The following is a 14,349-nucleotide window of genomic DNA, read 5'->3' as shown; positions in this document are numbered from 1 at the left end:
TTTTCACTGCTTGCCGACGATATGGCAATCGTCGCACGACCTTGCCGCAAAGGGCGCATGGGTCGTCTCCTTGAAGAATTTCGGGTCCTGTGAGGCGTGGGGATTATGGCAGCTCATGCAATTCATGGCAGCGGCGGCGATGTTGAGGTGATCCTTGTTAAAGACCGCGTCCTTCGTGTCATGGCATTGCCCGCACAACTCCAGCATCGGCTGGACGGTCAGGGAGGATGAGGCCGCATAATGGGGATTATGGCATTGCAGGCAATCCTTTGCCGCCGGCGAATGGACTTTCTCCTTGGTGATCTTCTCTTTGAGGGCCTTATGGCAGGTCAGACACATGTCCGGGCTCTGCGCCAGCAGAAGCTTGTTGAGCGACGACTTGTGGGGGCTGTGACATTTGCAGCACTCCCCGGTTACCATCGGCTGATGTTTGCTTTTGGCGCTCTTGAGCCCTTTCTCCGTCTCAACATGACAGTCGAAGCACAAGGAATCCTGTTTCTTGACCAGCATTCCCGCCACATTGCTGCCATGGGTGTCATGGCAGGTGAGGCACTCACCGCCTTTAAACGGCAGATGATTGGAGCCACCCACCGCCTCCTTCATCAGTTCGCCATGGCACTGGCTGCATAGCTTGGCCCCGGTCGACTTGAGGAGTTTCTTGTCTTCGGACCCATGTGCCTTATGGCAGGCGGTACAGTTGGCATCGGCCACCGGCTTATGGGTGTACGTCTTCTTGAACTTGGTCTCGGCATCGGGATGGCAGCTGTAACAGACATTGTCCATCCTGTCCTTCATCATATTCGGGATATTCGAGCCATGGGGGTTGTGGCAGGCACTGCACTCACCACCGGCAAAGGGGACATGGACGTTCTTACTCTTTTGTGCCTCCCTGGTCTTGGCATGACAGGGGAAGCAAAGCTCCGCATCTTTTGCCAGAAGAAGCCCCTTGTTTTGTGCAGCATGGGCTTTGTGACAGGAGAGACACCCTTTTCCGTTTTTGACCGCTGCATGGGGAACGGCCGGAGTGGCCGCCTTTTCCTTGTGACAGCCGAAGCAGAGTTTGTTGCCATCGTCGGCCAGGAGCTTCGGATAGTCGGAGGTATGGGGATTGTGACAGGCGAGGCAGTTGCCACCCTTGAAAGGGGCGTGTTCCATGGTTCCGCCGGCTTTGAGGGTATTTGCGTCATGGCACTGGTAGCAGAGGGCGCTGCCGCTCGCTGTGGTCGCAAACGGCTTAGGCGATGTCGCGGCGTCGTGGCAACCATCGCATCCGGCCGAGGTGACCGGATTGTGGGTGCTTGTCTTCAGGAGCTTTGCCTGATCGGACGAATGGGGGGTGTGGCAGATGGTGCAGCGTTTCGTTTCCACCGGGTAGCTTCCATGGGCTTTCCTGAATGCCGCACTGGCGCTGTCATGGCAGGCAAGGCAGAGCTTGGGCTCCGCTTTTGTCAGGAGATACTTTTCGTCCGAGCTGTGGGAGAAATGACACGCCCGGCACCCCTCCTTCGTTATCACCCCGTGGACGAACTTCTTCTGGTATCCTTCTTTCTTGTGGCACTGGAAACAGACGTCGTTCCCCTCCGCCTTCAGGAGATGGCTGCCGTTGGAGGCATGGGGATTGTGGCAGAGGGTGCATTTGCCGGTCTTGAGCGCCGTGTGGATGTTGCCTTTGTTCATCGCTGCTTTTTCTTTGCTGTGGCATTTAAAGCAGAGAGTGTTGCCCGTCTCTTTCAGGAGTAACTTTGGGACCACCCCATGGCGGAGGTGGCACTCCTCGCACTTCTTCTCCTTGACCACGCCATGAACGTCTTTCATGGACAGGTATTTATCAGCAAATTTTTTGTGGCAGTCCAGGCATTCCTTGCGGGCAAAGGTCCTCGCCGCCAGCGAAGGCTTGCTTGCTAAAAGCACCGCGGAACCGCACAAGATTATCAGCAACAAGGAACTTACGGATATTCTTTTATTTAGTAATGCCGGCATGATTTCTCTCCACGATTTACCTAAGGAGCTGTAAATGAATATCATGGTCAAAATTGCGTGCAAGATGCCCATGTTATTTGTTTACAGCTCCTAAGTCGGTTATATAGACCTGCACCTTATAGGCATCCCTCAGCTTAACGCCCCATTCTTCAACCGCCTGATTAAGCTTGGCATTGAACAGTTTCTTGACGATGACTTTTTGGACATTTTCCAGCGGCTGAGGTTTTGCCGGAACCACGTCCTGGATCAACAGGACATAGAAAAACCCTTCGGGGCTCTCATACAGCCGGTATTCTCCCGCCTTTCCCCCTGCCGTCGCCTCCTGCATTTTTTCCGGAAGACCGTTGCGGGTAACCGGCGTTGGGGAAAATTCGAGTAATCCCGCGCTCTCTTTAGCTGCCTGACCCTCGGCATTGGCCTGCAACCATTGATACTCCGTCCCTTTTCGCAACTTGTCGATGGCGGCTTCGGCATACTCCTTCCGGGTGAAGGCGAGCCCCTTGATTCTCAACAGCTCCGGGGTTGAATAGTCGCCGATATGCTTGTTATAGTAAGCCTTGGTTTCGTCATCGCTCACCTTGATTTCAGGGGCTACGACTTTCTGGATGAACATGCCGAAGAGCAGAGAATCCTTGAAATCCTTGATCCTGTCTTTGTAATGCCCGGTCTTGTCAATTCCCAGTTTTTTCGCTTCCTTGAGATACAGCCTGGCATAAAATATGTCATAAAGGGCAGACATCTTCTGCTCGTTAATTCTCTTCCCCTTGATCGCCTCATCAATACCGTGGAAGAACTTCTGGCTGAGGGATTCCGCCATATCGGCAACCGTTATCGGCTTGTCCCCCTTGATCTCCACGACAACCCTTCTGTCCTTTAAGAGTTGAGCGAATCCCGGTTTTGCAGCCTCGAAATCCAGTTTATCCAGAAGTTTCTGATTGATTTTTGCATATTTTTTGGTCAGCGACTTGTTGTACGCAGCAAGAGCCTCGATCTGCTTCATGGCGAGTGCCTGCTCCCGTGCCGCGTCCTGCGCCTCGGCATTGCCGGCAGGATAGCGCACGTCTTCAAGCTTGAAGATCGCATAAGACGGCCCTACCTGGATAACCGGGCTCACCGAACCGGCCCGCATTCCTGCTACGACGTTCGCCACCTGGGGAAGAAGATCCCTGGCCTTTACGTACTCCCCCTCCTTGGTTCCCGTAGCCTTACCGCTGTCAATAAGCGTATTGACCAGTTCATCGAAATTGCCGCCGGCTTGAACTGTCCGCGCCAGCTCTTTCGCATCATCCTCTTTCTCGAATTTTACCGATTTTATCTTCCATTCCTTGACCGCTTCCTTGTAGTATTTCTCCACTTCAGTTGCATCGGGTTGCAGACTCTTTATCTGCAGGTCTTTCAACTCTTCCTTCAAGGCCATCCTGGGGAAATCGTCCAGCTTCTGCTTCACTTCCGGCAACTCTTCAAGCCCCATGCTCTCTGCTTCCTGGACGATCAGTCTGCTGTTGATGAGCCGATTGAGGACCGTGACGTACTTTTTCCTGCCGGCAGTTTTATCCTCACCCGCCCTTTCATGGAGCGCTGCAAGGGATTTATTGAGCTCATCGAGTGTTACCTGCTCGTCACCTACCGTTGCCACGGGAAAAGAGGCAAAAAGCGGCGAAAAAAGAGGCACCTTCAAGGTAATTTGTGTCTCTGCAACCGGGACAGCACCCTCTTTCACGTCCTCTTTGACAATTGCAGGCAACTCCTTCTGGTCGGCTGCGAAACCGACAGTTCCGGTAAGCAACAAGCTGATCAAACAAATTTCTGATACCCTGGCAATCCGTTTCATAGTGCTCCCTTTTATTATTTCCAGTTTGTCTGCATAACGCCCTGCCCGTTGAACCACATCTTATTTTATCGTCATCATATCCACCACCGCATGGGTCATTTGAGAGGCCATTGCTTCGGCGGTCTTTACTTTTCCCACATCGAAAAAGTAGACCCTGTCATCACCATCGTTGTAACTTTCAGAGGCCCAGACAACTTCCCGGCTTTTTCTGTCCAGCACGATAATTGAAAAACCGACCGTGGGGGTGCCCATGGCGCCTTGATAGTCCTGATAATCCATTACCTCCCCGGTGAAGATCAGGTCGGCATCCAGGTCGGTGAAAATGACATCGGCATTGGCAAGGGAGACCCCCCCTTCCATGATGATCCTGAATTTCAGGAATTCCTGGCGAACGATACCCGGTTCGATTACGTTGAATTTTTTCATCTTTGCCAGTTGTTCGACAAACTGGAGCGCCAAAATCTCTCCGGCATTCTTGCGGCCACTCTTATTAAGGAACGGAATGACCGCAATGGTATGCTTCTGTTCCATATCCAGGCTCGGCGAACGGTAAGATATCCTGGGCTTGAATTTTTTCATCCACGGTTGGCTGACGTTCATGTCGTTTACCCCTTCAAATTGACGATAAAGGGATGCCGAGATGCGATTAAGGGCATTATCCATAAGCTCGCCCGGTTTTTCTATCAGGCCGAGCCCGAGCAAGCCGGGTGAGTCGTCACCGGACAAGGCAACAGAATCGATCCCGAGAATAACCGGATTTTCTCCCGTTGAGACCAGACGGCATGCCAATGCCACCTTGGGCGGATTTACGTCGCTGTACAGTTCCAGCGAAGTGATGAGCACGGCTGCTGCCCCGGTTTCGGTCTTGAATGCCCGGGATAATTCCTTGTCAATGCCCCCTGTGTAGCGCATGCGGTGATGGGCCATAAAATCGTCGACTGTTTTTTCGTCAAGGGTGCACATCCCCAGCTTACCCATTTTCTCCACCAGCGACTGGCGGATGCTTTTCAGGGGAACTGCCGTACCGCTCAGGTTTTCCACGGGCAGTACGGCAATGCAGCGGTTCCCCTTGCCAGGCTGCTCCTCGGCCCGCAATGCTGCCGTTGTCCGTGCACACCCGGCAAGAAAGCAGATGACCGCAAACAACAGGATCGTTCTATTGAAAAAGCTTATCGATAAGTTCATTTACTGCCTGTTCGGTAATCTTGTTCATTGGTTCGCCGCCGCCGCCCAAAAGTCGCTCCGACATGCCGATACCGCCTTTCGTAGCAGAGGCTGTCCAGACTATTCGCCCTGTCTGGGTTTCGATCATCTGGAGGCTCAGGGAGATGATATTCGCACCAGAGCTTCCCGACCTGACCTCTCCGTATTCCCTGACAACCCCGGTAACAACCGCATCCACCTTGATGATGCCGGCCAGCTTCGTGATATCCTCCGGAGACGGTGCTGCAGGATTGGCAATGCCCACCCGGGAGATGCCACGGACGACTTCGCCGGCAGGTACCACGTAAATGGCCCCGGTTGCCAGCAGCATATGGGAAAAAACATCCCGTACCCTGTCGGCAGCCTGATTGTCGCGGGTAAGGTTTGCGAACGGCAACACGGCAACGGAGCGGATCGATCCGAAATCCATGTTCGGGTCGCGGAAAATCTCGGCAGGAGTTGCGCAGCCGATTGTCGCAACATAAATAACGGCAAGGACGACTGTACTGACAATACGTTTCATTTCACACCTTAAGCGCTTCATGATTTATGTCTGACCTCGATTCTCAGTAAGACTAAAAGAATATTTTGTAATTCACGTTGAATATCTTTGAATCAACCGTTTGAGTGATTGAATCAGAGGTCGTAAACGCGTAAGCAACATCAAGCAGGCTATAGCTTGTCACCTTCCAGGAAAGGCTGGGTGTAATCAGTCGTATCTTCGAGTTATCCTGGGTTCTCAGGCTCTCATTGTATGAGAAATTGAACTGAATGGTGCCGTCCGGGAACGGAGACCAGTTGGCGCCGTAATTCATCAGGGTATCGGTTTTACTGTCCTGGTCCACCATCCCCAAAGAAGCGAACAGGTAGAGGGTGGCGAACGGTCTGAACGTTGCGTTGAGTTCCGCCCGCTGCTGAAACAAACCGGTAGCTTGACTCGTTAACCCGCCGGTGGTGTTGGTTTTGTTGAACGTATAGTTGACGTTCATGCTCAAGGTCTTGTTGGGGACAATGTTGGCGCCGAAGACAACGTTGTAGTTTTCCTCTTTCACTCCCGTTTCGGTGGTAACGAAGGTTGCCCCGCCGGATAGGTTGAGGTTGAGCCCCTTGTACAATTCGGCATAATTGTAAAGGGTGAGGGAGTTGGTGTTTTTTGTTTTTCCGCTGATCGCCTCGTTACGGCCGCTGTAAATCAGGGTATGACTCAATGTTTTTACAGGAACCGCTTTCAGGGAAGCGCTGTACAGGTACGACACCCTGTGGCCGTCCGGCTCTTCGTCGTCTTCCCGTGCCACGCGGCTGCTCCCCGATATCATGTCGTTGAAGGTATGATCCAGGTGAAGACCGTTCGAGAGGGTGTAGCGCGTTGTGGAAGATGGAGACGTGCGGGTGAAAAAAAACGACCCGTCGTAATAGAGCGCGAGGACATCAAGCAATCTTGCTTTTACGTCCATGTTGTAAATGTGCGAAGTTCTGCCGGCATCCCCTTTCACCTCATTTGCCGATTTTCTGATATAAGCCTGAACCTCCGTAACGAATATCCTGTCGGGATTCTGAAAGGTCGGCGTAAGTGCAGCGGCAACCGGCGTCAGGGGTGTGACGACAACTTTCACAGCCCGGGCAGTCACGTTTGGAAAGTCGATCTGAAAGCGAAAACTGTTGAGAAACGGGGTAAAAGGTGCAGCCGCAATGGTTTTCACCAAGGTCCATTCAGGATTTCCCGATCCGGGGTCTTCTGAAGTCGTATAGACATCCCAGGAAAAAAAGTTGGCGATACCCGGGGGAAGATCACGATCAACAAAGACGAAGAGGGTATTGACCTCTGTAGGGTTAACAAAATCAACACCAATGTTTCTCGGTCTGGTTTCACCGTTGCCCGGTGTCGGAACCCCAAGCGAATCGATGCCGGCCGATGTGGCAGCATCACCGTTTATCAGGGCTGGGAATGAAGCGAGCGCCGCCACTGCCGGGGTATCGCTCGGAGCATACAAGCCGTTGAACGGAAAGAGCTGGATAGGAATTTCGCCGGCGCCTGTCGTGAAGGTCTTGGTGTCCTGCCGGGTTACATTATACGTGGTATTCACTAACAGCCGCTGTTTGAAAAACTGGTCAGAATAGGTGAACCGCCCGCTGTTGGTTAATTCCCGGGACTCAAACCCTTGCAGCCTGTCCGTTGCATCGCTATAGACCCCCTGGTACTTGAGATCGAGCGACTTGAGCGGCAAATATCTCATGCTGAGCAATACCCTGTCATTGGTTGAGTCGCGGAGAAGCCGACTCGCGTCGAAGGTATTCGACCTGGTCAACAGCAGGTCTACCTTGGGCAGACCAACCGGCCTCCAGCCGAACAGTGCGTGAAAATCCTCGTTGATCGCGGTTGAATCGGGTGTGCCCGATGTTTTCGAGGTTTCATCCCTCCGGTTGTAGCCGATTCCTGCAGTATAGAGGAGGGTATTGAGGGTAAGATCGACCGATGGACGCAGAGTCGTCACCGATGTATCTGACTTGCTGTCATTGGTGGTGATCCAGCTCATATCTTTTTCAAAGATGCCGCTTGTTACCAGACGGAGCGTGGGAAACAGGCTCTTGTCCAGTGAGAGGCTGTATCGCTGGTTGAAATTGTCGGATTTGTTTTTTGTCATTTCGTTGGCACTGTTGTTGGTTGTGGAATCAACATTCGTATAATTCCATTCAAAGAAGCCGTTGAATGAATCTGCTTCAGCACTACCCGGCAAACATCCAATAACCAAAACCATCAAAAACAACACCCGAACAAGAGAAATACGGGAACAACTGATTTTTGCGTAATGCACGAGCTACTTACCTCTCCCCCATCAATGAAACCCAGTAGGGGGCTTCTCCCACATCGATCTCGCCGACAACTTTTCTGCTCACAAGGTTAATGAACAAAAGGGACTTTCTTCCGGCGTCTACCACACAGAGGTTGTTTCCTTCTCCATCGATGGTCAGATAGGCGTTGTCGCTTCCTGCCTTGATCGAGTCGCCGGGAAGAAAGGAAAACGGGTCGTAAACCGCCAGCCAGGGTTCATACTGTTTCCCCACGTAGATTTGATCGGTATTACTGTCAACCTTGACGGCATTGGCTCCCGTTCCAATATATTTGCGCTTCGTAACGACGAGTGAAGCGGGGTTTAAGACCGTCAGGTAAGAACTCAGTCTCTGAATTACGTAAAGTGCATCCCCGCTTCTGTTGAACTGTCCTCTCACAGGCCATGGTTCGGTGACGATGGTCGAAACGATCGCCCGTTTGGAGAGATCTATGACGGAAATGGTATTGGCAAGGGTATTGAAGACGTATGCCCTTTTCCCGGTGGGATCGATCAGAATGGAGGACGGACCGTCTCCCACATTGACCCTGCCGGTTTCAAAAAATGAAACAGGATCGATAATACTTACGCTGTTCGTTCCGGCATTGGTTGAGACCAGGGTTCTTCCATCAGGGGATAGCGCAAGTTCCTGCGGGTTGTCGCCGGTGTTGAGAGATATCCTGTTGAGAACTTCGCCGGTGGGGATATCGACAACCTCGATGGCATCTTCCTCGGAAATGGCCACGTAAGCCTTTCGTCGCAGCTGGTCAAAGGCCATTCCCTTCGGACCGCGCCCCGTCGCTATTATTCCGGTCACCAGCATGGATTGCTTGTCAACGACGGTAAGCGAATTATCGGCATAATTTGAGACATAACCCACCAGACCCGGCACAGGTTTGCCCGGGATTTTGGTGGAAAACAGAGGGCTGAATTTCACTTCGTCCCTGAGCGAATTTTTATAGTTCAATGTCAAGGTTATAAGTAAAGCCTTCTTCTTGTTCACCGTAAAGGAGACATCGGTTCTGACCGCGCTCTCGGGGATCGCGAGAGAAGCTTCGCCATCCTCGGTTTTCAACGTTGCCTTGTTGACCTTGAATGAGATGCCCGTGTAATCTCCAGCCGGCAACCGGCCGACGGCAAGAAATCGTTGACGCTGCGCATCACTCCCTCGCAAATCTTTCAGCTCAAGCATCAGCGGGAAGTCGCTTCCGTCTTTATTTGTCGCTGAAATCCCTGCCAGCGCGAAACTAAGACGATCCGCTTCCTGTGGAAGCGGCTGTAGATAGAGATATAGTTCACCATTTTCTGCCAGGGGTTGTTTTACATAAGACGGGAGGGTTTGGCACCCTGAGATGAAGACAAAAGCGACAATAATTGCATGCAGGCTTTTCAGTGGCAACCTCATTTCAGCAGTCACGTTCGTATCTCCAATGACAATGTGAAGGCGTAGAGCTGTACCGACCCGCCTCGGCATAAACTGAAAACCGGCTGAAAACTTTCGTGATGCAGTGTGAAAAAAGTCTAACACACTTATTGGAACAATCTAATATACGCAGCATCGGTTATGATTCTTTTGAAAAGCAGGGCCGGCATAAAGCCGGCCCCAGTCAAGCATTGCAGGAAAATCCCATTGTTACGCCATGACCACCTTAGTCTTTGGCGTGACACTTGTTGCACAGTGAACGCTGATAGGTGGCATAAGCGGTTGCCGGTCTGTTGTAGAAGGTCGCCTGAACTTCAGCTGTAGTCCTGCCGCCGTGATACTTTGTGACGGCTGCTTCGGCATTGGCCGAGTCGCTGCCGGGATAGACGCCGGCCAGGGTAAGGAATTCAGCCTTGTTGTTCCACCTGGTCATGCTGTCCCAGCCGGATGCGTGGGCCCTGTGGCAGGAGAGACACATGACGTTGTTGGAGGTCGACATGCCCGTAGTTGTGGCGCCATTGGCTGCCAGGGTAGCCAGGTCGGTAATGCCTTCTTCGTAAGGAACCATGGAGGAATAGGAGGTGGCAATGGTCCCGGTCAGGTCGCCGGAAGCTTTGTAGGAGTTGTAGTTGTTGACGATGTCGGAAGAAAACTTGGCGCCGTTGCCTGCAGGGTGGATAAGGCTGGTCGGATAGTTGACATTATGCAGACCGCTGTGGCAGTTGGAACACCACTCGGACATGCCCTGGCCATAGGCTACCCTGGTATCGGAAGTAGCTTCAGACCTGTTGTAAGTGGACGGAGCCACGGCGATCGGCACATTGTTGGCAAAGGCGAAGTTGCCGCTCAAAGAAACCGGCTGATAGCCTACACCGGCGAGCAGCCGGTAAACGCCAACTGCCTCAGTGGCTGTCGGCAGTACTCCGTAAGAGCCTGAGTCGAAAATGGGCTTGCCGGTAGTAGCAACGGTAGTGCCGGCAGCGTCCATGATCCTGTACTTGCCGTGGGGATCGTGACAGCTGCTGCAGGCAAGGTTTGCTGCAGGATAAGAACCGCCAGGTGCGGTCGCTAACTTGGCATCAACCACATAGCCGAAGTCGCCGGCGATGATGTTGTGACCATGCCGCTCCCCGAGGCTCGTGCCAAAGGTTTTCTGCAGCCAGGAAAAGTCGCCGCCCGGGGTGAATTGGACGGGTGGAATGCCGGCCGCAGGAATCGGGTTGGTGGCAACTTTATAGCTACCTAAAGTAGCGGCAGAGTGGCACTTGAGGCAGGTGGAGCTCTGGTCGCTTCCCTGGAGGAGGTATGCGTTGCCGGCGCCGGTAGCCTGATTGTTAACCGTCATCTTTACACCGCCGGATGAGTTGTGCATGGTATGACAGCTGTCGCACGTTGCAACGCCGCCGTCATGGAAAGCGAGCGCATTGCCGGCCGCTGCAAAGGTGAGGAGCGCTGCTGCCAATAAAATCTTCGATGATTTCATTTGTTATATCTCCTTGATTTCTTAACTGATTAGTTGGTTTGTTCCGTTTTCTTGTTTTTTTGCCACTTTCTTTGTTTTACGTCTTTCATACAGCTTACTTCTGACCGATGACCGTTTGTCTTTTTACCCGCTCATGTCTTTCACCTCCTTTTTCTTTGTTCAAGAGTGGCCGGAACAGCTCAGTTGGCCGTGATTCTGAAGACGCTGACTCCCCGGTTCCTGCTCTGGGTTACATACAGCCTGTCGCCATCGATTGCCAGCTCCATGGGCGAGATCAGATTATCCTTGGCGCCCCCCCGATAGCCGAACTCGGTCTTGAAGTTGAAATCCTTGTCGAAGATCATGACGACACATCTCAAGGTATCGGTAACGTAGATAGTTCCCTTGTCATCAGCTACGATACCGCCGACAATATTGAACTTGCCCGGACTGCTCCCCCGTGCTCCGAAACTCCGAACCTTCCGGTCGGGAGAAACAATGTACGCCTGAAAGATAACGGGAACGGTAAAGAGCAGGTTTCCTTCCCTATCCACGCTGAAGCCGACCAGGCCGGAATCCTGCTTCTTTTTATCATCGAATTCAAGGATGGCTGCCAGATCGTAACCATCGATAAAATCACCGTTGGCGTCGGCAACCACGACCTTCATCGCCTCTTTATCCGCCAGGTAGATGTGCCCCCCATGGTAGAAAATGACGGTAGGGGTGAAATCTTTAGAAAAGGATGGAGGGAGGTTTCTCACCTCAAGGGTGGAGATGGGTTCCCCGCGGAAATTGCATTTTGTTAATGCGTATGCCGTCCCCTTATAAGAAAGCAGGAGGATATTCCCGTCGTCAGCTATTGCCAGGTCGTAAAGATTGCCGATATTGATGTCATCGCCGAATTCATAAACCAGCATCCCATTCTCGTTAAACACCCGTATTGACCGTTCACTGAAGTTTGCGACGTAAATCTCATGGGTCTTCCTGTCAACGACCGGCCGGACCCAGCTGTAGGGTACAACGCCGGTAAAGTCCGAAAGTTTGTAAAGATAATCCGCCTTGATCTCTCCGCCCAAGACAGGGGTAGAAAGCACAATAAGAACTAGTACTGTCGAAAGGAGCAGATGACCGTATTTTATTCTGTTCACCAATTCACCCATGGTTCGCATTGGACCCTCAGAAAGTTCGGAATCCGTGTGTACAGCTTAATATTTATCGACTGTTTTAGTCAGGTTTCATAAAAGGTAAGAGCATAGGAAGTGCCAAGTCGAAAACATGGATACACGACTACTTGCAGGCTATTGAATTCATTAAGGTAAAATGGCGTAAACAAAAAATGCCCTGCTAAGGCAGGGCATTTTGTAAAACCATTCGTCTTGGGTTAACACAGGGGGTGGGTTAATTTTGCGGAATAGCGCTTTCAATAATGTTACATCTTTATGACGATTTCGTAATGTTTGGCGGGGGAAATTTAAGGGTTATGGAAGTTCCTTTGGAGGGTTCGCTTTCGATGCTGACCGTTCCGCCGTGGAGATCCATGATCGATTTGACAATGGCAAGGCCAAGACCTGTCCCTTCAGGATGGACATGGCGGCTGGCGTCGATCCGATAGAATCTGTCGAATATTTTCGGCAACTCTTCTTTACACATGCCGCAGCCGGTGTCGGCCACGGTGACTTCAATTGAGAGATTGTCTGCCTGCCTGGTTGAAATTTCAATGCGACCGCCTGAAGTCGTATAATGTATGGCATTGGACAGAAGGTTGCTGATCGCTCGCCTGAACAGGGTCGGATCGGCAGACAAGGTTGCGTTTCCCGTCCAGGTGATGCTTAGCTCCTTATCATCTGCAAGTGGCTGGTAATATTCCACAATCTTTTTTACTTCCTGGCTGACAATGATTTCTTCACGCAAAAGCGTTGATTTTCTTATATCGGTGCGGGCAATAAAGAGCAGACTGTCGATGATGCGGGAAAGACGCCCGTATTCTTCCAAATTCGATTCGATTACCCGCCGATAGTCCGAGGATGATCTGGCTTTCGTCAAGGCCACCTCCGCTTCACCCATGAGAACATTGATCGGCGTGCGTAATTCGTGGGCCATATTGGAGACGTAGCTGGACAGTCGGTCAAACGAGTCCTGCAAACGGTCGAGCATGTCATCGAACGCTATTGCCAAAGTTTTCACCTCTTTCGGCCAGTGAGGCATATTCATGCGCTCGTCAAGGTTATACGCCGAAATATGCATGGTTCTTTCCGTTATCTCATTAAGTGGACGCAGCCCCTTGCGGACAATGATGGCGGCAAGAACTGCGGAGATTATAGTCCCGAAAATGATTACGGCCAGAAGGACTTCACGGAAATCCTTTACAATCCGATCCAGGTGACTGATGTCCAATGCAATCTGAAGTATTATCCGGTTTCCGTTCGCCCCCTCGTCGTCCAACCACAGTGATCGCAAAAGAAACACTTTACCGTTTTCATCTTTCCACCTGATACCTTTGTCAGGATACCCGCTATCGTTGGGTTGAGAAAAAACTGTAGCAGGCACAACTTTAGTCATCAGGTGCGTTTGTAATATTACCTGACCTTTTGCATCGAGAATCCTTGCATACGTTTTCATGAACTCGCGAGCAGCATAGCCGACCTCTAACTTCTGCTCAAGGCGCTTTAAATTATTACCAGCTTTATAAAGCCTTTCTATAACATTAATTTCATCCTGGAGATAACGATTACTCTGTTTTTCTGTAATGGTTACTAATCCCAGATGGACTAAAGCGATAGACAAGTTAAAAATTAAGAAAGCAGACAGGGAATAGTGGGCTATCAAACGGCGTGAAATGGACCAGGATCTGGAGGGAAGCAGAGCAGGATCAGCAGACGTTGTTTCTTTATCGCTCTTCGAGAACATATCCCACCCCACGGACGGTATGAATCAGTTTATGCTCGAACGGATCATCGACTTTTGCCCGGAGACGGCGCATATGCACATCGACAACATTCGTATCGCTTTCAAAATCGATATCCCAGATTCGTTCCGCAATGCGGGTCCTGGTAAGGACCTCCCCTGTCCGCCGTGCAAGGAGAGAAAGGAGGGCAAATTCTTTTGGGGTCAAGTCGAGCCGTTTCCCCCCCCGCATCACCCTATGACCCATCAAATCGATTTCAAGATCCGCTATGCGAATCAGCTCCAGGGTTCTCACCGGGCCGCGGCGGAGTATGGTGCGTATGCGGGCAAGTAATTCGGAGAATGCAAAAGGTTTGACCAGATAATCATCTGCGCCCAACTCCAGCCCCTTGATTCGATCTTGTACAGCATCCCGTGCCGTCAGGAAAAGAACAGGCGTATCCCGCTTTGTGCCGCGGATTCTCTTGATTATCTGCCATCCATCGACCCCCGGAAGCATGACATCGAGAATGATCAGGTCGTACTCCCTGCTCAGAGCAAGATCGAGCCCTTCTTCGCCATCATTGGCAACGTCAACGGTGAATCCGCTTTCGCGCAGCCCCTTTCGCAGGAAGGCGGATGTTTTAATTTCATCCTCAACGACTAAAATGCGCATGATTTATTCCTTTTTGTAACTATTCAGCACCGATGGATAACTCCCCCTGTCCCCCTCTTAACT

At 51.6% G+C, this 14,349-nt stretch carries 10 protein-coding genes; all 10 read right to left on the bottom strand.

Annotation, left to right across the window (positions count from 1 at the left end; translation table 11 throughout):
* Positions 1–3 precede the first annotated feature (3 nt).
* The 10 genes from GURA_RS10105 to GURA_RS10060 all read right to left on the bottom strand — a co-directional run bounded on the left by GURA_RS10105 (position 4) and on the right by GURA_RS10060 (position 14,286).
* Positions 4–1,980 (bottom strand): cytochrome c3 family protein, encoded by a 1,977-nt coding sequence (locus GURA_RS10105; RefSeq protein WP_011938888.1) that lies wholly within the window; start codon positions 1,978–1,980, stop codon positions 4–6.
* A 73-nt stretch (positions 1,981–2,053) separates the two neighbouring features.
* Positions 2,054–3,778, bottom strand: a complete 1,725-nt coding sequence (locus GURA_RS10100) for a peptidylprolyl isomerase (RefSeq protein ID WP_232278997.1) — start codon at positions 3,776–3,778, stop codon at positions 2,054–2,056.
* A 93-nt stretch (positions 3,779–3,871) separates the two neighbouring features.
* Complete coding sequence (locus GURA_RS10095) at positions 3,872–4,996, bottom strand: hypothetical protein (protein WP_011938886.1); 1,125 nt, start codon at positions 4,994–4,996, stop codon at positions 3,872–3,874.
* Positions 4,968–5,537: a GNA1162 family protein gene (locus tag GURA_RS10090; protein WP_041245386.1), complete on the bottom strand. Its 570-nt coding sequence runs from the start codon at positions 5,535–5,537 to the stop codon at positions 4,968–4,970. Before GURA_RS10090 ends, GURA_RS10095 begins: the two co-directional genes overlap by 29 nt.
* Before the next feature lie 52 nt (positions 5,538–5,589).
* The gene (locus tag GURA_RS10085) at positions 5,590–7,656 is read right to left on the bottom strand and encodes a hypothetical protein (RefSeq protein ID WP_157046174.1); all 2,067 of its coding nucleotides are present in this window, start codon (positions 7,654–7,656) and stop codon (positions 5,590–5,592) included.
* 178 nt (positions 7,657–7,834) lie between these two features.
* Positions 7,835–9,259, bottom strand: a complete 1,425-nt coding sequence (locus GURA_RS10080; RefSeq protein WP_157046173.1) for a YncE family protein — start codon at positions 9,257–9,259, stop codon at positions 7,835–7,837.
* 232 nt (positions 9,260–9,491) lie between these two features.
* A complete protein-coding gene (locus tag GURA_RS10075) occupies positions 9,492–10,748 on the bottom strand; it encodes a hypothetical protein (RefSeq protein ID WP_011938882.1) in 1,257 nt (418 codons plus the stop codon).
* Positions 10,749–10,927: 179 nt separating this feature from the next.
* A complete protein-coding gene (locus GURA_RS10070) occupies positions 10,928–11,875 on the bottom strand; it encodes an NHL repeat-containing protein (RefSeq protein ID WP_232278996.1) in 948 nt (315 codons plus the stop codon).
* A 289-nt stretch (positions 11,876–12,164) separates the two neighbouring features.
* Entirely contained in the window at positions 12,165–13,634 is a 1,470-nt protein-coding gene (locus tag GURA_RS10065; protein WP_011938880.1) for a heavy metal sensor histidine kinase, read from the bottom strand.
* Positions 13,615–14,286 carry a heavy metal response regulator transcription factor gene (locus tag GURA_RS10060; RefSeq protein ID WP_011938879.1) on the bottom strand — a complete coding sequence of 224 codons (672 nt, stop codon included), beginning with the start codon at positions 14,284–14,286 and terminating at the stop codon, positions 13,615–13,617. Before GURA_RS10060 ends, GURA_RS10065 begins: the two co-directional genes overlap by 20 nt.
* Positions 14,287–14,349 lie beyond the last annotated feature (63 nt).

The organism is Geotalea uraniireducens Rf4, from assembly GCF_000016745.1.
In the GTDB taxonomy this organism is placed as follows: Bacteria; Desulfobacterota; Desulfuromonadia; order Geobacterales; family Geobacteraceae; genus Geotalea; species Geotalea uraniireducens.
This window is presented reverse-complemented; position numbering and strand designations above follow the sequence as displayed.